This window comes from Brevibacterium permense, assembly GCF_013280495.1.
Lineage (GTDB): Bacteria > Actinomycetota > Actinomycetes > Actinomycetales > Brevibacteriaceae > Brevibacterium > Brevibacterium permense.
This window is the reverse complement of sequence record NZ_JABSSX010000006.1, coordinates 162,159-181,420: the sequence shown is the minus strand read 5'-3', so window position 1 is coordinate 181,420 and position 19,262 is coordinate 162,159. Positions and strand designations below refer to the sequence as shown.

General features: G+C 64.3%; 21 protein-coding genes. 1 reads left to right on the top strand and 20 read right to left on the bottom strand.

What is annotated here, in order from left to right:
- Positions 1 to 187 precede the first annotated feature (187 nt).
- From pyrH to rpsB, 3 genes are all read right to left on the bottom strand, one after another.
- The gene (pyrH, locus tag HK353_RS10815; protein WP_173156001.1) at positions 188 to 940 is read right to left on the bottom strand and encodes a UMP kinase; all 753 of its coding nucleotides are present in this window, start codon (positions 938 to 940) and stop codon (positions 188 to 190) included.
- A gap of 184 nt (positions 941 to 1,124) precedes the next feature.
- Positions 1,125 to 1,952, bottom strand: a complete 828-nt coding sequence (gene tsf, locus HK353_RS10810) for a translation elongation factor Ts (RefSeq protein ID WP_173155999.1) — start codon at positions 1,950 to 1,952, stop codon at positions 1,125 to 1,127.
- Between the two features lie 33 nt (positions 1,953 to 1,985).
- Positions 1,986 to 2,903, bottom strand: a complete 918-nt coding sequence (gene rpsB / locus HK353_RS10805) for a 30S ribosomal protein S2 (protein WP_101544634.1) — start codon at positions 2,901 to 2,903, stop codon at positions 1,986 to 1,988.
- 644 nt (positions 2,904 to 3,547) lie between these two features.
- Here rpsB and HK353_RS10800 point away from each other — a divergent pair.
- Positions 3,548 to 4,525: a D-alanyl-D-alanine carboxypeptidase family protein gene (locus HK353_RS10800; protein ID WP_342589892.1), complete on the top strand. Its 978-nt coding sequence runs from the start codon at positions 3,548 to 3,550 to the stop codon at positions 4,523 to 4,525.
- An 11-nt stretch (positions 4,526 to 4,536) separates the two neighbouring features.
- Here HK353_RS10800 and HK353_RS10795 read toward each other — a convergent pair whose 3' ends face one another.
- From HK353_RS10795 to HK353_RS10715, 17 genes are all read right to left on the bottom strand, one after another.
- Positions 4,537 to 5,202 carry a LysE family translocator gene (locus tag HK353_RS10795; protein ID WP_173155995.1) on the bottom strand — a complete coding sequence of 222 codons (666 nt, stop codon included), beginning with the start codon at positions 5,200 to 5,202 and terminating at the stop codon, positions 4,537 to 4,539.
- Positions 5,203 to 5,350: 148 nt separating this feature from the next.
- Entirely contained in the window at positions 5,351 to 5,653 is a 303-nt protein-coding gene (locus tag HK353_RS10790) for an ABATE domain-containing protein (protein WP_173155993.1), read from the bottom strand.
- A gap of 112 nt (positions 5,654 to 5,765) precedes the next feature.
- The gene (locus HK353_RS10785) at positions 5,766 to 6,881 is read right to left on the bottom strand and encodes a tyrosine-type recombinase/integrase (RefSeq protein ID WP_173155991.1); all 1,116 of its coding nucleotides are present in this window, start codon (positions 6,879 to 6,881) and stop codon (positions 5,766 to 5,768) included.
- A gap of 93 nt (positions 6,882 to 6,974) precedes the next feature.
- The gene (gene dprA / locus HK353_RS10780; RefSeq protein ID WP_173155989.1) at positions 6,975 to 8,204 is read right to left on the bottom strand and encodes a DNA-processing protein DprA; all 1,230 of its coding nucleotides are present in this window, start codon (positions 8,202 to 8,204) and stop codon (positions 6,975 to 6,977) included.
- Positions 8,201 to 9,853, bottom strand: a complete 1,653-nt coding sequence (locus HK353_RS10775) for a YifB family Mg chelatase-like AAA ATPase (protein ID WP_342589891.1) — start codon at positions 9,851 to 9,853, stop codon at positions 8,201 to 8,203. The genes dprA and HK353_RS10775 overlap by 4 nt, the downstream gene beginning before the upstream one ends.
- Complete coding sequence (locus tag HK353_RS10770; protein ID WP_173155987.1) at positions 9,850 to 10,269, bottom strand: YraN family protein; 420 nt, start codon at positions 10,267 to 10,269, stop codon at positions 9,850 to 9,852. Before HK353_RS10770 ends, HK353_RS10775 begins: the two co-directional genes overlap by 4 nt.
- Positions 10,270 to 10,438: 169 nt before the next feature.
- Entirely contained in the window at positions 10,439 to 10,756 is a 318-nt protein-coding gene (locus HK353_RS10765) for a DUF2469 domain-containing protein (RefSeq protein ID WP_025777313.1), read from the bottom strand.
- Entirely contained in the window at positions 10,753 to 11,565 is an 813-nt protein-coding gene (locus tag HK353_RS10760; RefSeq protein ID WP_173155985.1) for a ribonuclease HII, read from the bottom strand. The genes HK353_RS10765 and HK353_RS10760 overlap by 4 nt, the downstream gene beginning before the upstream one ends.
- Entirely contained in the window at positions 11,565 to 12,272 is a 708-nt protein-coding gene (gene lepB, locus HK353_RS10755; protein WP_173155983.1) for a signal peptidase I, read from the bottom strand. Before lepB (HK353_RS10755) ends, HK353_RS10760 begins: the two co-directional genes overlap by 1 nt.
- A 105-nt stretch (positions 12,273 to 12,377) precedes the next feature.
- Positions 12,378 to 13,001: a signal peptidase I gene (gene lepB, locus HK353_RS10750; RefSeq protein ID WP_173155981.1), complete on the bottom strand. Its 624-nt coding sequence runs from the start codon at positions 12,999 to 13,001 to the stop codon at positions 12,378 to 12,380.
- Between the two features lie 31 nt (positions 13,002 to 13,032).
- Positions 13,033 to 13,374, bottom strand: coding sequence for a 50S ribosomal protein L19 (gene rplS / locus HK353_RS10745; RefSeq protein WP_025777317.1), 342 nt, complete (start codon positions 13,372 to 13,374; stop codon positions 13,033 to 13,035).
- Positions 13,375 to 13,547: 173 nt separating this feature from the next.
- Positions 13,548 to 14,366, bottom strand: a complete 819-nt coding sequence (trmD, locus tag HK353_RS10740) for a tRNA (guanosine(37)-N1)-methyltransferase TrmD (RefSeq protein ID WP_173156063.1) — start codon at positions 14,364 to 14,366, stop codon at positions 13,548 to 13,550.
- A gap of 101 nt (positions 14,367 to 14,467) precedes the next feature.
- The gene (gene rimM, locus HK353_RS10735) at positions 14,468 to 14,968 is read right to left on the bottom strand and encodes a ribosome maturation factor RimM (RefSeq protein WP_139468810.1); all 501 of its coding nucleotides are present in this window, start codon (positions 14,966 to 14,968) and stop codon (positions 14,468 to 14,470) included.
- Positions 14,969 to 15,148: 180 nt separating this feature from the next.
- A complete protein-coding gene (locus tag HK353_RS10730) occupies positions 15,149 to 15,379 on the bottom strand; it encodes an RNA-binding protein (protein ID WP_173155979.1) in 231 nt (76 codons plus the stop codon).
- Between the two features lies 1 nt (position 15,380).
- The gene (rpsP, locus tag HK353_RS10725) at positions 15,381 to 15,812 is read right to left on the bottom strand and encodes a 30S ribosomal protein S16 (protein ID WP_173155977.1); all 432 of its coding nucleotides are present in this window, start codon (positions 15,810 to 15,812) and stop codon (positions 15,381 to 15,383) included.
- A 157-nt stretch (positions 15,813 to 15,969) separates the two neighbouring features.
- Positions 15,970 to 17,580: a signal recognition particle protein gene (ffh, locus tag HK353_RS10720; RefSeq protein WP_173155975.1), complete on the bottom strand. Its 1,611-nt coding sequence runs from the start codon at positions 17,578 to 17,580 to the stop codon at positions 15,970 to 15,972.
- A 308-nt stretch (positions 17,581 to 17,888) separates the two neighbouring features.
- Positions 17,889 to 19,109 carry an ammonium transporter gene (locus HK353_RS10715; protein WP_025777323.1) on the bottom strand — a complete coding sequence of 407 codons (1,221 nt, stop codon included), beginning with the start codon at positions 19,107 to 19,109 and terminating at the stop codon, positions 17,889 to 17,891.
- Between the last annotated feature and the right edge of the window lie 153 nt (positions 19,110 to 19,262).

The window sequence follows — 19,262 nt, the reverse complement described above, 5'->3', positions numbered from 1 at the left end:
CCTCTTTCCCTCTTCTTAAAGCTTTGGGTTCATTCTATGGGTCATCACTGAAAAATGCCGCACCGAAGCAGCGCAGGGGTGTTCTCACCTGCGTGGATACCAGACGGCCGACCGTCTCGGCGAAGGCGGTCCCCCGCCGTGAGAACCCGCCTGCATTCAGCGTCGGACCGCCTCGGTGGGGTGGGTCTCAGCGGACGACCGTGCCGATCTTCTCACCGATGATGGCCTTGCGCAGGTTGCCCTCGCCTTCCATACCGAAGACGTGCATCGGCAGCTTGTTGTCCATGCACAGGCTGAAGGCGGTCGCGTCGACGACCTTGAGGCCTCGCTGCAGGGCGTCTTGGTAGCTGATCTCGGAGATCTTCTCGGCCTTCGGGTCGACTTTGGGGTCGGCGGTGTAGACGCCGTCGACACCGTTCTTGGCGATGAGGACCTCATCGGCATGCACTTCAAGTGCGCGCTGGGCGGCCACGGTGTCGGTGGAGAAGTACGGGAGTCCGGCGCCGGCGCCGAAGATGACGACGCGGTTCTTCTCCATGTGCCGCATAGCGCGACGGGGAATATACGATTCGGCGACCTGCGACATGGGGATCGCGGTCTGCACGCGGGTGTCGACACCCGTCTGTTCTAGGAAGTCCTGCAGTGCCAGGCAGTTCATCACGGTACCGAGCATGCCCATGTAGTCGGCACGGGTGCGGTCCATGCCACGCTGGGAGAGCTCGGCTCCGCGGAAGAAGTTGCCGCCGCCGACGACGATGCTGACCTCGACATCCTCGGTGGTGGGAGCCACCTCGCGGGCGACTGCGGCCACGACGTCGGGATCGACGCCGATCTTGCCGCCGCCGAAGACCTCGCCGGAGAGCTTGAGCAGAACGCGGCGGCGATGAGTGCGCACCGCGCGGCTGGCGTAGCTGGATTCGTGAACAGGGGTGCTTGTCATGGAGTCCTTCTTCCGTGCGGGCAGGTCTGTACCCGGTGGGATCGTCACTGTGATCGGGCGTCTGGGTCAGTTTAGCGAAAAACGGGGCCGGACCGATTGGTCCGACCCCGCTCCTCGGGTGAGTTCTCACTCACTCGGTGAACCTGGGAAGCAGAGATCTGTCTGCTTCGCGGTCAGTGGTGTATCAGGCTCCGACGCGGTAGCGCAGGAAGCCGGTTGCCTTGACGCCAGCGGCCTCGAGGACCTTGGCCACGGACTGCTTGGGATCCTTGGCGAATCCCTGGTCGAGCAGGCAGTTCTCCTTGAAGAAGCCGTTGACGCGACCTTCGATGATCTTCGGCAGAGCCTGTTCGGGCTTGCCTTCGTTCTTCGCGGTGTCTTCGGCGATGCGACGCTCATTCTCGACGAGGTCGGCGGGAACGTCTTCGCGGGAGAAGTACTTCGGGGCCATAGCGGCGATGTGCACGGCGACATCGTGTGCCACGGTCTCGTCGTCACCTTCGAATGCCAGCAGCACGCCGACCTGCGGGGGCAGGTCCTTGTTGGTGCGGTGCAGGTAGGAGGCGATCTTGGAGCCTTCGAGACGGCCCACGCGACGCAGTTCGACCTTCTCGCCCAGCGAGGCACCGGATTCGGTGATGAACTGGGAGACGGGCTTGCCGTCGGTCTCAGCGGCGAGGAGTGCCTCGGCCGAATCGGCCTTGTTGGCCACGGCCAGCTCGAGGACCTCTTCGGAGAGCTTGACGAACGGTTCGGACTTCGCAACGAAGTCGGTTTCCGAGTTGAGCTCGATCATGGTGCCGACTCCGCCTTCGACGGAGGTCGCGACCAGACCGTCGGAGGTCGAGCGGCCCTCGCGCTTGGTGGCGCCCTTGAGGCCCTTGATGCGCAGGGCCTCCATGGCCTTCGTCTGGTCGCCGTCGGACTCGTCGAGAGCCTTCTTGACGTCCATCATTCCGGCGCCGGTCTTCTCGCGCAGTGCCTTGATATCAGCGGCAGTGTAGTTTGCCATTCTTTCTCCTCAGGATGGTGGAGTTAAACGAAATCAGGACTCGGTCGACTCGGTGGAGTCGGCGGCTTCAGCGGCCGGAGCAGCTTCAGCGTTCTCGGCGTCGGCCGCAGGTGCAGCCTCAGCAGCAGGAGCGGCTTCTTCGGCCGGGGCAGCAGCCTCGGTGCCGTTCTCTTCGGTCTTGCCTTCGAGGAGCTCGCGCTCCCACTCGGGCATGGGCTCGACGGCGGAGACGTTCTTCTCACCGCTCGCGTCGTCCGAGGAGTGGCGGGCGATGAGGCCCTCGGCAACGGCGTCGGCGACCACGCGGGTCAGCAGCGAGACGGAGCGGATGGCGTCGTCGTTGCCCGGGATCGGGTAGTTGACGTCGTCCGGGTCGCAGTTGGTGTCGAGGATGCCGATGACCGGGATGCCCAGCTTCTTGGCTTCGTCGACCGCGAGGTGTTCCTTCTTGGTGTCGACGATCCAGACGGCCGACGGGGTGCGCTGCATGTCGCGGATGCCGCCGAGGGTCTTCTCGAGCTTGTCCTTCTCGCGACGCAGGATGAGCAGTTCCTTCTTGGTGTGCGAGGAACCTGCAACGTCGTCGAAGTCGATCTCTTCGAGTTCCTTGAGGCGGCGCAGACGCATCGAGATGGTCTGGAAGTTCGTGAGCATACCGCCGAGCCAACGCTGGTTGACGTAGGGCTGGCCCACGCGCTGAGCCTGCTCAGCGATGGATTCCTGGGCTTGCTTCTTGGTGCCGACGAAGAGGATCGAGCCGCCGTGGGCCACGGTCTCCTTGACGAATTCGAAGGCGTTGTCGATGTAGCCCAACGACTTCTGCAGGTCGATGATGTAGATGCCGTTGCGCTCGGTGAAGATGAAGCGCTTCATCTTCGGGTTCCAACGACGGGTCTGGTGTCCAAAGTGAACGCCGCTGTCGAGCAGCTGGCGGATGGTGACGACGGCCATGCCGACGCCCTCCTTTCTGTGCACCCTCAGGGTGCTTTTACGTCACGCGCGCGTCGATCGTTCTCAAGGCGGACCCTTAAAGGTCCGCATCGATTCGATCGACGGGATGCGTCGATGACATTTTCGGTTGATTCCTGGTACCCGGTTCGTCCGCCCCACAGGCACACCTGACGGCTGCCTGCACCATGGGAAGGAGAAGAATTCGGATACGCGTAGTCAGAAGACACGCTTCTGCTGAGCTTAAGTCTATCCCGGCTGGGCAAGTCATTTCCAATCGAGATCGATCCTCCGCCGAGGCAGCCCACCGGGCCGTATCGTCGTACCGACTCGTACGTCGACGGGTGGGGATCGATGGGTGTGGGCGAGCTCCGGAGCGCAGGGTCCCGTCTGCCGTGGGGAGCCGGATCGCCATCGATTCGGTGCACTCGGCCATCGCTTCCTGTGGACGGTCGCCGCACTCGAACGTCGTTGACTTGTGGATGGAGGTGGCCCGTCCACAGCAGTGATTCTCACGGGTGACACGACCGTGTACTAGGGGTTTGCATGCTCCCATGACTCATTTCGCGTTCGATCGTCTCCGCCTGCTGTTCCATCAACGAACGAGACGCTTAAGACTAGTCTCATCGCAGGAACTGCTCCTTGCCGTGATCATCGCAGCGGCACTTGTGCTCACGGGCACTCCCCCGGCGGCGAGCGCAGCCTCCGGGGCTGCATCGGCTCGGACACAGAGCAGCCTGCAGAGGAGTGCTCCGACGAATTGGGTCACACCGGTGCCGGCGATGGAGATCATCGAAGCCTTCGATCCTCCGGACAAGCCGTGGCTCAAGGGGCATCGCGGGATCGACGTGCTCGCAGTCGAGGGCGAGCCGCTGCGGGCACCGACGGAAGGGACGATCCGCTTTGCCGGCACGGTGGCGGGGACTGCGACCGTCAGCATCCTCACCGAGTCCGATCATGTGCTCACGTTCCAGCCGGCCGCGACGTCGTTAAAGAAGGATGAGGGATTTGCCGACGGCGAGAAGATCGGCACGGTGGGAAGCGGTGGCCACTGTCAGCGTTCGTGTCTGCATATCGGAGCATGGCCGGCCGCGAGCGATAAGAGGTACGTCGATCCGGGCAAGTTCTTCGGCCAGGAGCAGTCGGCACTTCTGCCTCTGTCACGGAAGCCTGCGAAGGAGCCGAAAGGCGGCGGAGATTCGGCCACCTCCGGCGCCGGAGCGTGGGGCGGTCACAGCAATGGGCGGATTCCCGCCTCGGCGATGTGTCAGTTGGAGTCGGCCCCCGGGCAGATGCTGCGCTGCGATGCTCAAGCGGCTTTCGATCAACTCTCGACGGCGTTCGAGGCTCGGTTCGGCGCCCCGATCTCGGTCACCGATGCTTACCGGGACTACGCCACGCAGGTGATCCTCAAACGGCGAAAGGGGCGGATGGCGGCGACACCGGGAACGTCGAATCACGGGTGGGCGCTGGCAGTCGACCTCGGCAGCGGGATCAATTCCTTCGGCACCGCGCAGCACCAGTGGATGCGGGCGAATGCGCCGAAGTTCGGGTGGATCCATCCAGGTTGGGCACGGCAGACGGGATCCCTGCCCGAACCCTGGCACTGGGAGTTCCGGAAGTAGGTCAGGACCGATCAGATCGCCTTTGACGTTGCCACGGTGTACCCCAAGACTGCGCCGGCAGTAGCGAGGAGCGAGCCTGTAGCCCGGTCCCACCATCTGCGCACGGTCGTTCGCTTCAGGAGACTCGCGAACTTCTGCAGCAGCAGGACCAGGGCACACCACCAGAGCACACCGATGACGATATCGACCGTGCCGAGCAGCAGAATCTGATCGACAGCGGACCCCGAGGGGTCGACGAACTGAGGGATGACGCTGACGAAGAAAACCACAGCCTTCGGGTTGAGGAGGTTGGTAAGCAGCCCCCGGAGAAAACCGTCCCGGAGTCCGGTTGCCGTCTCGTCAGGTCGATCGTTTCCGCTCTTTCTCGACTGGTCGTCACCGTCAGACTGCGCTCTGCCTTTTCGGCTGGACCAGATGATGCGGATGCCGAGCCAGATTAGGTAAACGGCACCGGCAGCCTTGACTATCGAGAACGCCATAGCCGACTTCGCCAACAGAGCCGAGAGGCCGAAGACCGCCAACAGCATATGCACCGCCAGGCCCGTCTGGGCACCGATCGCCGCGCTGAGTCCAGCCCGTCGGCCGGAAGCTGAGGACTGAAGAATGATAAAGAAGTCCGGGCCGGGGATGACGTAGGCAATCATGACGACGACGAGGAATCCCACAAGATCAGGCATCATCGCCGTGATCCCCGGTAGGACCGGGCCGATCGGGCGCGATCGCCGCAGCGAGCGCAGCACCACCGTTGGTTGGGTCGAGACCGGTGGAAGTACTGGCCACAGCTCGGTGCGTCACAGAAGCTCAGATCACGCAGATTCGGATCGCTCAGGAGATCGATCGCCGAGCGATGACATTGATCGTCTCGACATCAGCGCCCGGCAGCAGTCGGCCTTTCACGCTCGCTCTCGCCAGATTCAGCGCCGCATCCCGAACCGCCACGAACTCTTCCAGAAGCTCGACGTCAACCGGCTCGGGCACCGGCGCTCGATGGGCCTGATGTCCCAACCACGAAGAAAGATCTTGCGGCTCGTTGAGAAGTTCATGAGTCACATCGCCTCGACGCTGCACGGTGTTGAGCACGTCGACCGCCAGGTGTTCCCCGAGCCAATCCCATAGTGTCTCTGCCATGTGACCAATGCTACGGGCATTCTGCCGGTTTTCAACAAATAAACCGTGAGAAAGCTTTTGGCAGGGCGGGCAGGGGCTGATCCGTGAGGCGAGGGACCGCTCCGTCAATCGCTCAGGCTCGCGGGTGTGCTCGCCGGTAGGTGTCCTGCAGACGCTGCATGGATACCTGAGTGTAGATCTGGGTGCTGCTCATCGTGGAGTGGCCGAGCAGCTCTTGGATCTGACGCAGGTCGGCACCGCGGTCGAGCATGTGTGTGGCCGCAGAATGTCGCAGTCCGTGTGGTCCGATGTCCGGGGCGCTGGGGTCGTCGGATCCGTAGCGGTGAACGAGTTCGCGCACCTGCCTGGCGCCGATGCGTCCCCCGCGGACGCCGAGGAACAGTGCGTCGCCGCTGTGAGGACCGGTCAACAGTTCGCGGGCGGCGAGCCAGTCGTCGAGGGCTCTGCGTGCCGAGGTCCCGAACGGGACGCGACGTTCTTTGTTGCCCTTGCCGAGCACGGTGATCATCGATGCGCGGTGATCGATGTCGCTGCGGTCGAGTCCGGTCAGTTCCGAGACGCGCACAGCGGTAGCGTAGAGCATTTCCAGGATTGCGGCATCGCGGATGCGTTTGGCAGCATCGAGCGGATCGTTCTTGCCGTGCCGTGCGGAATCACCCGTCGTGGCGTCAGCTGCCGCCGGGTCGCTCGTCGAGGAGTCGTCTGCCATCAAGCCACTCGTATCCATGCCGTTGTCGGCGACTCCCCCTTTCCGTCTCCGCCCCACGCCGGTGACTCCGGTTCGGTGGTTCTCGGCGGCGGAGATGAGGTCGGCGGCCTGCTGAGGTTTGAGCACCGTGGGCAGCCGGGAGTCCTTCTTCGGAGTCCGCAGACGGGCGGCCGGGTTGTTCGGCAGTCCCAGATTGCTCACACCGTAGGCGAAGAAGGAGCGCACGGCAGCGATCTTGCGAGCCACCGTCGATTTCGCGGCACCGGCATCGTCGAGGGCGATGAGCCAGGACCGCAGATCATCGAGTTCGACAGCAGCGATGTCGATCCGTGCGCCGGATGACTTCGCGGACTGTCCGTCTCCGCTCCCCTGTCGGAGCTTCGTCGAGTGCACGGCGTGATCGAGGAAGTCGGAGACGTCAGCGACATAGGCACGAGCAGTGTGTTCGGAGACGTCACGAGACCGCAGGTGGTCGGCATAGCCGGACACCACCTCGGCGACGGTCGATGATGTGCTCACGTCCCCAGGATACGCGGGTGGATGTGCACAATCATGGAGCCGGAGTGCAGCCGCGCGTACATCGCCGGACAGGCCGATCGGTTGGCGCAGTGTTCAGCCACCCGGTTTCCGCAGCTTCACCCATCCGGTGTCGCGGCGTGCGGCCAATCCGGCCAGGTCGAGCGCAGTGAGAGAGTTGAGCGCATCCGCGATCGTCAGCCCTGCCCGGGAGGCGATGGTGCCGACGTCGAGCGGCTTCGACACGGTCAGCGCATTCAGACAGATCTTCTCCCGCTCGTCGAGCCCTTCGCGGGGATCGAGAGACGGCGGGCGTTCTCCACTCCCAGCAGCAGCACTGAGCACGGCCGTGTCGAAGAGTGCCGGGGTGCCATCGTCCATGAGCGCGATGACATCGTCGCTGCAGGTGACGAGTTCCGCTTCGTGTTCGCGCAGGAGCTTGTGTGCTCCGGTCGAGGACGCCGAGTACACGGGCCCGGGGAAGGCCGCGACCTGGCGGGAGAGTTCGAGGGCATGCCGGGCGGTGTTGAGTGCCCCGCTGCGCCAGCCGGCTTCGACGATGACGCTCACCTGCGACGAGGCGGCGATGAGTCGGTTGCGCAGCAGGAACCGGTGGCGCATCGGCGTCATTCCGGGTGCAGTCTCAGACACGATGGCACCGGTGGCGAGGATCTGTTCGAACAGTTCGGCGTTCGCCGCCGGGTAGAAGCGGTCGACTCCCCCGGCCATGAACGCCACCGTCGGCGATTCCCGGGCGATGGCGGCACGGTGGGCGGCCGCATCGATGCCGAACGCACCGCCGGATACGACGGTGATTCCGCGAGCGGCAAGATCCCACGCAAGGTCAGAGGCGCATTTGGTTCCGTAGTTGCTGGCTGCTCTGGCCCCGACCACGGCTACGGAACGAGTCAGTGCGGCGCTGAGGGAGGCTGCTCCTCTCACCCATAGGCCCAGCGGTGCTGCAGGGCCGAGGTCGTCGAGCATTCGGGGCCACTCATCGTCATCGGGAATGATCAGTCGGCCGCCGATTCTCGCGATCTTGTCCAGGTCGCTCCCGACCGCGTCGGCTTCGCAGGCTCGCACAGCCCACCGGTCGATGGCTGCTGGCAGCTGACTGTGTTCGGCCGCTTCGGTACCGGTGTCGGCCAGGCCTTGGACGGCATCGTGTGCGGTGGTCTCACCGCGACCGACGGCCGTGATGATCGTCAGAGCGGCGACCGGGCCGATTCCGTCGACGAGTCTTTTGAGCAGTCCGTCGCCTGGCTCACCGATGCGCAGCAGTGAGGCGATGGCCATGCGTACGTCCTCATGTGTGTTCACGGTCATGACTCCTGTGTCCGCAAGGCGAGCGCCGTTCTCATCGTGTCGGGGTCGGGACCCTGCTTTCCCGCCAGGTCGGCCAGAGTTGTTGCCACGCGCAGCACCCTGTCATAGCCGCGCATGGTGATCCGGCCGGTGTCGAGTGCCCGGTCCAGGTCCGTCAGGTCTTTCGGTGTGAGTGCGAAGTGTTCGCGCAGCCAGGTTCCGGGCGCTTCGGCGTTGAGCCTCCAGTCGCAGCCGGCGAAGCGTTCTGCCTGTCGCTTCCGTGCGTCGAGTACGCGGGCGGCCACCGTGGTGCTGGTCTCCTGGTCTCCGCCGAGCCGGATGTCGGCGGGAGAGACGGGGAAGAGCTCAAGCTGCAGGTCGACGCGGTCGAGCAGCGGTCCGGAGAGCCGATTGCGATAGCGGCGTTTGTCCAGAGGGGTGCACCGGCAGTCCCCGCCGGCGCCGGCCATCCCGACTCCGCAGGGGCAGGGGTTTGCGGCCATGATGAGCTGGAAGGATGCCGGAAGCACCATCGATCCCCAGGCGCGGTGGATGTGGACGCGACGGGATTCCATCGGCTGTCGCAGGGCTTCGAGCACATCGCGTGAGAATTCGGGTGCCTCATCCATGAACAGAACCCCGCGGTGGGCTCGGCTGAGGACTCCGACCGTTCCGGGGCGGCGTCCGCCGATGAGCGCCGAGGCGGTGCTGCGGTGATGGGGTGCCTCGAACGGCGGGCGGTGATCGAGTCCGTCGCTGCCGTCGAGTTCTCCGCGCAGAGATCGGACGGTGGCGACTTCGACAGCTTCGTCGTCGTTCAGCGGCGGCAGGATTCCGGGCAGGCATTGGGCCAGCAATGTCTTGCCCGCTCCGGGTGTTCCGCGCATGAGCAGGTTGTGGCCACCTGCCGCGGCGACTTCGAGGCCGAAACGTCCTTCGGCCTGTCCTTGGACTTCGCTGAGGTCGTGGAGTTCCGGGTTCACGGGGACGGGCCGATCCATTTCGAGGACGGCAGGCAGTGCGGGTACGGCCATCGATCCTCCGTAGGCATTGACCACCTCGGCCAGCGAGGCGACCGGGAGGATTCGTGCCCGTCCGATGAGTCCCGCCTCATCGGCATTGCCGATGGGGACGACGAAGCGGTCGAGCCCAGCTTGCAGCGCTGTGTGCAGGGACGGGAGCACCCCGGTGACGGGACGGATTCTGCCGTCGAGCCCGATCTCACCGCAGTGGATGACGCTGCCGGTGTCGTCGTTGGAGATCAACGAGAGTGCTCTGAGCACGGCGACAGCGATGCCGAGGTCGAATCCGGTGCCGATCTTCGGCACCGTTCCCGGGGTGAGGTTGATCGTCAGGTGTTCTGTGGCGACTGGTTTGCCGAGGTAGGACAGGGCCGCGCGAAGGCGCTTGCGTGATTCGCTCACCGAGGCATCCGGCAGTCCGACGATGTCGATTCCCGGCAGGCCCGCGCTGACGCTGGCTTCGATCGACACGATCTTCCCGGTCAGTCCCCACAGGGCCACGGCGGAGGCCCGCCCGATGATGTGCGCCGACGATGTCGGTTCGACTTCAGCCTCGGCCGGCTCGACCAGCTCCGGCGGATCAACCGACTCCGGCGGATCGAGCGAATCGCCCGGCGGTTCCTTCCGTCCCAGGGTCTCCCCGCTCACGAGTCGACCTGGATGTTCGGGCAGTGGAGGTACTGGACGCGTGGTTCCATGATGATCCCGAGCGCGTCGATGCGCGTTGAGGGAAAATATTCGTCCTGCCCGCTCAGCCAGACCCCTGCCAGTGTGCGGATGCGGGCGAGTTTGGTTCGGGTCACGGCCTCCAGCGGTGAGCCGAGCATGGCCGTGCGGCGCGTCTTGACCTCGACGAAGACCGCGGTGTCACCGTCCCGGGCGATGATGTCAAGCTCACCGCGAGGGCACCGGAAGTTGCGTTCGAGAACGACGAGTCCAGCGTCTTCGAGAAACGCAGCGGCAAGGTCTTCTCCCCTGCTGCCGAGCGCCTGCTTGCGCAGGCCCTTTACGGTCCGTGTGCTCTTCGACGTTCGTGTCCGACCTGGTGTTCGTATCCGTCCCATACCGGTCAGATGACCATGCCGGCAATACTTCAGGAAAGAGCAGAAATAGGGCCTGTGGACGAGGCCGACTCATCCACAGGCCGAGGACGGTCGAGTCAGTGCCTCGTCCACAGCGATCGGTGCAAGGGTGAGTGGGCCCAGGGCTCGCCGGTGGCCCCCGCGCCCCGTCTCAGCCGCGGATCGCCGTCGGCGGTTCGAGATCGGACTTCGCGATCTCCTCGATGTTGACGTCCTTGAACGTCAGCACGTGCACTGTCTTGATGAACCGTGCCGACCGGTAGCTGTCCCACACCCAGGCATCGCGCAGGGTGAGTTCGAAGTACACGTCGCCGGCATCGTTGTGAGCCTTGAGGTCGACGTGGTTGGCGAGGTAGAACCGGCGCTCGGTCTCGACGACATAGGCGAAGAGACCCACGACGTCCCGGTATTCCTTGTACAGCGCAAGCTCGAGTTGTGCTTCGTAGTCGTCAAGATCATCGGCGCTCATGACAGACCCTCCTTCGCTCCTGAGTCCGCGGTCAGGCGGAAGCTTCTCCGGTGGTGGATGCAAGGTCCGAGTTCGGTGATGCCCTGTCGGTGCTTCACCGTCCCGTATCCCACGTTCGATTCCCAACCATAGTGCGGATGGGCCTCCGCGAGTGCGATCATCGTCTCGTCGCGCGCCACTTTCGCCACGATGCTCGCCGCCGCGATCGCCGGAACGGAGCCGTCCCCCTTGATCACGGTGCGCACAGGCGGCAGTTCGAGGTCGCCGCAGTCACCGAATATCCCCAGGCAATCGAGGGTGAGTGGGGCCGAAAGCCAATCGTGTCGGCCGTCGAGGAGCACCATCGTCCGGTCCGGGAAATCCCTCACCGAGGCGGCCGTGCCGTTGACGTCGACACTGCCCGAACTGTTCCCCTCGGAAAGTCCGGAACCATGTCCGTCGGAACGAGCGCCCGCCCATTCGCGCAGCATCGAGATCATGGCTCGACGTCCGGCCAGGTTGAGCGCCATCGTCATCCCCACCTCGTCGAGTTCGGCCGGCGTCGTCGATCCCACCGCCGCGGCGGTGGCCCACGACCGTACGCGGTCGGTGGCCTCCTGCCTCGACTGCGCACTCAGCTGCTTCGAATCATGGATGCCGGCGGGCACCTCGGCGGCGGTGAGAGTGCGCAGATCGAACAGGGCCACACCGACGCTGACGGGCCCGGCCAGGGCACCACGGCCCACCTCGTCGACGCCGATGACGTAGCCGAATCCCTCGCTCAGCAGTTCCCGTTCGACGCTGAGGTCGGTCAGTCCACGTGCGGCCATCAGTTCCCGCTGAGTCCCTCGGCGGTGTCCGGCACGTCTGCGAAGACCTTGTCGGGTGTGGAGACCCAGCTGAAGTGCTTGAACGGCCAGTTGATGAGGAACACGGTGCCGACAACGTCGTCCTCGGACACGAACGGGTCGGTGTCTGTGTGGTACCGGGAGTCAGCGGAGTTGCTGCGGTTGTCACCCATCACCCAGTAATGGCCTTCGGGCACGGTGACTTCGAACTCGACCTCCGAGGGCGCGGTGCCCTCATCGAGGTAGGTTTCGTCGATCGGTTCGCCGTTGACCAGCAGGCGCCCTTCGGCGTCACAGCATCTGATCGTGTCGCCACCGACGCCGATGACCCGTTTGATCAGCTGATTGCCCGAGTCCGCCGGGGCCAAGCCGATGAATTCGAGGACCGGGTTGGGCGTGTATTCGGCGGTCTCGGCGGCCGAGAGCCAATGGTCCGGGTCGTCGAAGACGATGATGTCGCCGCGGTCGGCGGGTCCGAAGCGGTGAGCCAGCTGGTTGACGAGCACTCGGTCATCGACCTGGAGAGTGGTCATCATGGATTCGGACGGGATGTAGAAAGAACGGACGACCCACGTCTTCAGGGCCGTCGAGATGAGCAGGGCGACGACGATGATCGCCAGGGTCTCCAGCAGACCGCGCGCGAACCGTTTCGAGGCGGGCGGCGGGGAAGCTTCGGATTCGCTTATCATTCGTTCGCTTTCACATCGGACCAGGACTGCGGCTGTGGACTGAACCGAGCGTATCAGCACGACTCTCGCCGCACACTCAGCCTCAGCGCAGTTCCGTGTGTGCGCTCAGTCGATCGAGGATCCGTGCCCGATCACGGGGCCGACGATCCGGTCGGTGGGGATAAATCCCCCACCGGGCCGTCCCAGCAGCGACCTGGAGTCGGCGGAGTCGTTGCGGTTGTCGCCCATCACCCACATGGTGCCTTCGGGGACTTCGATGGAGAATTCCACCGACGAGGCGGGGGTCGGCGCATAGTCTTCGCTCAGCGGCTTGCCGTTGAGCAGCAGCCGACCCTTCGCGTCGCAGCATTCGAGGCTGTCACCGCCGACGGCGATGACGCGTTTGACGTAGTAGACGTCCCGAGGGCCGAGTCCGACCCAGGAACCGATCTTCTGCAGAGGAGTGGGCAGCGCATCGTCGACGAACGATCCGCGGCCGTCGAAGACGACGATGTCTCCACGTTGGAGGTCTCCGCGCAGGGCGTCCGGGCGCCACACCGTGATCGAGTCATCGACCTTGAGCGTCGGCTCCATCGAGGCACTCGGAATGGTGAAGCGCTGAATGACGAATCCGCGGATCGATCCGCCGAGCACGATGATGACGACGACGATCGCCGCGATCGCCTTCCAGAACCGTGCCGAAGACAGAAGACGCGACCCGAAGGTCGCGTCTTCATGTCTGTTCGGCACCGTGTGATCATCTCCCACAGTGCCGGGCAAATCAGGCCTTTTCGCGGATGCGAGCAGCCTTGCCGCGCAGTTCGCGCAGGTAGTACAGCTTCGCACGACGCACGGCGCCGCGGGTGAGGACCTCGATCTTGTCGACGTTGGGCGAGTGCACCGGGAAGGTACGCTCCACACCGACGCCGAAGCTGATCTTACGGACGGTGAAGGTCTCGCGAACGCCGTCGCCCTGGCGACGGATGACGATTCCCTTGAAGACCTGGATACGCGAGCGCGAACCTTCGATCACCTTGACGTGAACGTTGAGGGTGTCGCCCGGACGGAATTCGGGAACGTCAGACTTCAGCGAGGCTGCATCTACAACATCGAGCTTCTGCATTGTGGTATCTCCTGTGGCCTCTGCTTCAGGTCGAGGACACGCATATCGGACCGGTGAACCGGTAACTGGATCGTCTGTCGGGATCTCTCCCCGTCGACCCGCCGATTCGATGCGACGGGCCACCGTGGGCACTCATCCCCCTGAAGCAGGTGAGTGCCAACAAACGCGACGCTCTATTCTGTCACGGTTGAGCGCTCAGACTCAAACCGCTCGAGCGCCGCCAGGTCGTCTTTGCTCAGGTCATCGAGCTTCTCAAGCAGATCCGGTCTGACATCCGCGGTGCGTTCGAGACGTCGGTCACGTCGCCACCTGGCGATCGCGGCGTGGTTGCCGCTGAGCAGGATCTCGGGCACTTTGCGTCCGCGCCAGGACGCCGGCTTCGTATAGATCGGGTATTCGAGCAGTCCGTCTTCGTGGCTCTCCTCGGTCAGCGACTCGGGGTTTCCGATGACGCCGGGGATGAGGCGGCTGACCGCTTCGATCATCACCATCGAGGCGACTTCACCGCCGTTGAGGACATAGTCGCCGATGCTCATGGGCAGCAGGTCGAAGTGCTCCCCGGCCCAATCGATGACTCGCTGGTCGATTCCTTCGTAGCGTCCGCAGGCGAAGACGAGGTGGTCGCGGGCGGCGAGATCCTCGGCGATGCGCTGGTCGAACACCTGCCCGGCGGGGCTGGGCACGATGAGCGTCGGCTTGCCTCCGGCTGCCGGACCGGCGGTCCGAGCACCGTCCGCACCTTCACCCACCGCAGCGCTGCCGCGTTCCGCGAGGATGTGCTCGAGAGCCAGCGCCCAGGGTTCGGCCTTCATGACCATTCCCGCTCCCCCGCCATAGGGCGAGTCATCGACGGTGTTGTGCCGGTCGAAGGTGAAGTCCCGCAGGTCGTGGACGCCGAGGCTCAGCTGACCACGATCGACGGCCTTGCCGATGAGCGAGAGCTGCAGTCCGGCGAGATATTCGGGGAAGATCGACACGATATCGATCGACATCTGCGGTCCGCCCGCCGCGGCGGGGGTCGCACCCTGGGTCACCGGGTCCGTTGCGATAGCCTCGGTGGGAGTGTCGCTGCCATTCATCGGGAACGGTCCGCTCACTCGGCGTCGAAGAGGCCGGCGGGCGGGGTGACGGTGACGCGTCCTGAGTCGATGTCGACATCGGGCACGATCTCGGTGACGAAGGGGATGAGCACAACGTGACCGGCGGTGTGCTTCATGTGGAGCAGATCCTGGGCGGTCCCGTTCGTGACGTCGACGATCTCGCCTACGAGGGCGTCATTCTCATAGACCTTGAGGCCGATGAGGTCGTCGAGGTACCAGGCGTCGGTTTCGTCTTCGTCCTCATCCGCCTCGGCGAGGATGAGGGTGTTGCGGATCTCCTCGGCGCGGTTGCGGTCGGGGACCTCGTCGAATGCCAGGAGCAGGCGATCGCGGTGCCACCTCGCCGACTTCAGCGTCAGCTCTCCGATATCGGGATCCGTGGCGAAGGTCGCCCCTGGATTGAGCCGGTCCTCGGGTCGGTCGGTGCGCACCTCGACGGTGAACTCGCCCTTGATTCCGTGCGGCTTGCCCAGCCGGGCGATCACCGTGTCCATACTGCTCCTCGAAGTCTGCTGTCGCTGTCTGTTCGGCCGGCCCTGCACTGAGGTGACTGCGCTTCTGCGGTCGTACGGCGGGCCGCCGTGCTCAGCCACCAGTGTAGTCGGCGACGGTTAAGTGAATGCACGAGAGGGGACGCAGCGCATGTGCGCTGCATCCCCTCTCAGATGTTGGAATTACGCCTCGATGAGGTCCACTCGCACCGACTCACGGCCGGCCAGCGAGTTCATCACGGTGCGCAGGGCCTTGGCGGTCCTGCCTGCACGGCCGATGACCCGGCCGAGGTCCTCGGGGTGAACCCGGACCTCGAGGGTCGTGCCGCGCTGCGAAGAACGCGAACGAACGAAGACGTCGTCGGGATGATCGACGATTCCGCGGACCAGATGTTCGAGCGAATCAGGCAACATCTCAGGCTTCAGCGCTTTCTTCAGCGGCCTCAGGTGCGGCTTCGGCTGCTTCCTCGGCAGCTTCAGCGGACTTGCCGCCCTTCTGCGTGATGGCTTCCTTGATCACCGATTCGGCGTTCGGGGCCACGTAGGATTCCTTCTCAGGCTGCGGCTTCACGGTGTTGACCGCTTCACCTTCGCCCTTGAACTTCTGCCAGTCGCCGGTGAGCTTGAGCAGAGCCTTGACCTGGTCGCTCGGCTGTGCGCCGACGCCGAGCCAGTACTGCGCGCGCTCGGAATCGATCTCGATGACCGAAGGCTCACGGGTCGGGTGGTAGATGCCGATCTGTTCGATGGCCTTACCGTCACGACGAGTCTTCGAGTCAGCGACGACGACGCGGTAGAAGGGTGCACGGATCTTGCCCATGCGGGTCAGACGAATTTTGACTGCCACTTTAGTGGTGTCTCCTTTTGTGTTCTGTGTGCACAGCTGTACCAGAAGAATCGTGGGGTTGATCTGCTGGAAGCCGCGGCTCGGACTATCACTTCGGCGCGGATGAGAGGGCCCGGACCGAGAGCAAAAGTACAAGAGTCAATTGTGCCAGAAGGCTCTACTTCTTGCCACCTGGGAAGATTCCGCCGAAGCCCTTGGGCAGATTCGCCGGATCGAAGTCCTCGTCCTTGCCCAGATCGACTCCGCCGAAGGCCGAGCCGACCGGGTCCTGGGTCTTGCCCGCCTTCTTGTCCGCCAGCGCCTGCGCCTCCTGCGCACGCTTGGCCGGGTTGCCCGACTGACCGCCCTTGCGGCCCTTCTTCTTCCCTGCGGGTTTCTTCTTCTTACCACCTGCGGCACCAGGCATTCCGCCCATTCCGGGCATCTGCGGCATACCTCCGCCACCGGGCATTCCGGGCATTCCGCCGCCGCGGGTCATCGACCGCATCATCTTCTGCGCTTGGGTGAAGCGCTCCATGAGCTGGTTGACCGCGGTGACCGTGGTGCCGGCGCCCTTGGCGATGCGAGCGCGACGGGAGCCGTTGAGGATCTTCGGGTCGGAACGTTCCTGCGGTGTCATCGATCTCACAATCGCTTCGACCCGGTCGACCTCACGCTCGTCGAAGTTCGCCAGCTGCTCCTTGTACTGGCTCATGCCGGGCATCATGCCCAGCATCTTCTTCATCGAGCCCATCTTCTTCAGGCCCGCCATCTGCGTGAGGAAGTCGTTGAGGTCGAAGTCCTCACCAGATTCGACCTTCTTCTTGAGCTTCTCGGTCTCTTTTTCGTCGAAGTTCTTCTCGGCCTGCTCGATGAGCGTCATGATGTCGCCCATATCGAGGATCCGATCGGCCATCCGGTCCGGATGGAACTGCTCGAAGTCCTTCATCGATTCGCCCGTGGAGGCGAACATGATCGGCTTTCCGGTCACCTCTGCGACGGACAGCGCGGCACCACCGCGGGAGTCGCCGTCGAGCTTCGAGAGCACGACGCCGGTGAAGTCGACGCCGTCGAGGAACGCCTCGGCGGTCTTCACCGCGTCCTGACCGATCATCGCGTCGATGACGAAGAGGACTTCGTCGGGGTTGACCGCGCTGCGGATGTCCGCGGCCTGCTGCATAAGCTCCTCGTCGATGCCGAGGCGGCCGGCCGTATCGACGATGACGACGTCGTGGAGTTTGGACTTCGCGACCTCGATCGAGTCGGTGGCGACCTGGATCGGATCACCGACGCCATTGCCCGGTTCCGGGGCGTAGACCACGGCACCGGCACGCTCGCCGACGATCTGGAGCTGGTTGACGGCGTTGGGACGCTGCAGGTCGGCCGCGACGAGCATCGGCCGATGGCCCTCGGACTTCAGCCAGTGGGCGAGCTTTCCGGCCAGGGTGGTCTTACCTGCACCCTGGAGGCCGGCGAGCATGATGACCGTCGGCGGACGCTTGGCGAAGTTGAGGCGACGGGTCTGGCCGCCGAGGATGCCGACGAGTTCGTCGTTGACGATCTTGACGACCTGCTGGCCGGGGTTGAGTGCGCCCGAGACCTCCTCGGACAGCGCCCGCTCGCGGATCCGGCCGGTGAAGGCACGCACGACAGGCAGGGCGACGTCGGCGTCGAGCAGGGCACGTCTGATCTCACGAATGGTGGCATCGACGTCGGCTTCGGACAGCCGGCCCTTCCCGCGCAGATTCTTGAAAGTCGCGGTGAGCCTGTCGGACAGAGAGTTAAACACGTACAAGCCTTCTTCACGATGGTTTGGTCGACTCTCTAGACTAGCAACTCATCCGTGCCGGGCTGAAACCAAGAGTGCTGTTAATGCCCCGTGAACCCTCACCGAGGTGGCGCTGGCCTTCCCGTATTCGTCAATTGCCGAACGACGAGGCGGCACAAATGCTTCACCTGCACTCGGAACGGCCGATCGCCTCGGCGGGGTGGTCTGCTTCCACCCTGCCGAGGCGATCAATGAGCACGACGTCGCACTCTCCCCCGTTCACGCGGCCGGCGAGACCCACCGGCCGCGTGAACGGGCGTCTGTTGGGGTCACCGGAACGAGTAGGCCTGCTCGGCGTGTTCGAAGGTGTCGATTCCCTCGAGTTCCTCCCGCGGGTCGATCCGCAGCCCCATCGTCGAGCGCAGGACCAGGGAGATCGCGAGCGTGACGAGACCGGCGAAGACGATGGCCACGAGACAGGCGAGCACCTGTGCAACGAGGAGTTCGAGTCCGCCTCCGTAGAAGAGGCCGGCCGGTCCGTCTTCGTTCGGGAAGGCGAAGAACCCGATCATCACGGTGCCGATGATTCCGGCGACGAGGTGGACGGCCACGACATCGAGCGCATCGTCATAGCGCAGACGGTTCTTCGCTTCGACGGCGAAGATCGCACCGGCGCCTGCCGCGATTCCGATGAGGATGGCCGCATAGGGATCGACGTTCGCACACGCCGGGGTGATCGCGACGAGGCCGGCGATCGCTCCCGAGACGCTGCCGATGCTGCTCGGTCGCGAGGCCCGCAGGCGTTCGATCATGATCCAGGTGATCATGCCGGCGGCAGGTGCTGCCAGCGTGTTGATCCAGATGAGTCCGCCCTGTTCGATGGTGGTGGCGGCACCGCCGTTGAAGCCGAACCAGCCGAACCACAGCAGGGCCGCACCAAGCACGGTGATCGGGATGTTGTGCGGCTTGTGCGGGGTCGAGAAGCGGGCGCGACGCCCCATGACGACGACGAGCACGAGGGCGGAGATGCCGGCATTGATGTGGACGACCGTGCCTCCGGCGAAGTCGATGGCCGGCCCGAACAGACTGCCGATCGCACCGGATTCGCTGAGCAGTCCGTCTCCCCAGACCATGAACGCCAGGGGGCAGTAGACGAGGGTCACCCACGCGGCGGAGAAGACCAGCCAGGTGGAGAACTTCGCCCGGTCGGCGACCGCGCCGGCGATGAGGGCGATCGCGATCATCGCGAACGTCGAACCGTAGCCGATGGAGATCAGCGAGGCCGGGTCGTTCGCGACCGAGCCGGTGAGTCCGAGTTCGGACAGCGGGTTGCCGACGATTCCGGCGATCGAGTCACCGGAGCTCAGTCCGTAGCCGAAGAGGACCCAGACGAGTCCACCGACGGCCATCGCGGAGAAGACCATCATCATCATATTGATCGCCGAGGTGATCCGCGTCATTCCTCCGTAGAAGAACGCCACCCCGGGGGTCATGAGCAGCACCAACCCCGCGGCGACCATCATCCATACATTCACTGCATCGAGTTCCATGTCGTCTCTTTCGTGTCTCGGCCGGTTCCGAATCGAACCGGGCAGACATAGTCTGCATGACGCATGTCACAGTGGTGAGTCGTCAATGTTTCCGGAATGTGACGAGCCTGGTCTCACCCTGCGAATATGCGGGTGAGACCAGGCTCGAAGAAT

Bases quoted from the DNA above. Each gene is read 5' to 3' on its own strand.
- pyrH (WP_173156001.1), bottom strand. From the start codon at position 940: ATGACAAGCACCCCTGTTCACGAATCCAGCTACGCCAGCCGCGCGGTG.
- tsf (WP_173155999.1), bottom strand. From the start codon at position 1,952: ATGGCAAACTACACTGCCGCTGATATCAAGGCACTGCGCGAGAAGACC.
- rpsB (WP_101544634.1), bottom strand. From the start codon at position 2,903: ATGGCCGTCGTCACCATCCGCCAGCTGCTCGACAGCGGCGTTCACTTT.
- HK353_RS10795 (WP_173155995.1), bottom strand. From the start codon at position 5,202: ATGCCTGATCTTGTGGGATTCCTCGTCGTCGTCATGATTGCCTACGTC.
- HK353_RS10790 (WP_173155993.1), bottom strand. From the start codon at position 5,653: ATGGCAGAGACACTATGGGATTGGCTCGGGGAACACCTGGCGGTCGAC.
- dprA (WP_173155989.1), bottom strand. From the start codon at position 8,204: ATGACCGTGAACACACATGAGGACGTACGCATGGCCATCGCCTCACTG.
- HK353_RS10770 (WP_173155987.1), bottom strand. From the start codon at position 10,269: ATGGGACGGATACGAACACCAGGTCGGACACGAACGTCGAAGAGCACA.
- HK353_RS10765 (WP_025777313.1), bottom strand. From the start codon at position 10,756: ATGAGCGCCGATGATCTTGACGACTACGAAGCACAACTCGAGCTTGCG.
- HK353_RS10760 (WP_173155985.1), bottom strand. From the start codon at position 11,565: ATGGCCGCACGTGGACTGACCGACCTCAGCGTCGAACGGGAACTGCTG.
- lepB (WP_173155983.1), bottom strand. From the start codon at position 12,272: ATGATAAGCGAATCCGAAGCTTCCCCGCCGCCCGCCTCGAAACGGTTC.
- rplS (WP_025777317.1), bottom strand. From the start codon at position 13,374: ATGCAGAAGCTCGATGTTGTAGATGCAGCCTCGCTGAAGTCTGACGTT.
- trmD (WP_173156063.1), bottom strand. From the start codon at position 14,366: ATGTCGATCGATATCGTGTCGATCTTCCCCGAATATCTCGCCGGACTG.
- rimM (WP_139468810.1), bottom strand. From the start codon at position 14,968: ATGGACACGGTGATCGCCCGGCTGGGCAAGCCGCACGGAATCAAGGGC.
- HK353_RS10730 (WP_173155979.1), bottom strand. From the start codon at position 15,379: ATGTTGCCTGATTCGCTCGAACATCTGGTCCGCGGAATCGTCGATCAT.
- HK353_RS10715 (WP_025777323.1), bottom strand. From the start codon at position 19,109: ATGGAACTCGATGCAGTGAATGTATGGATGATGGTCGCCGCGGGGTTG.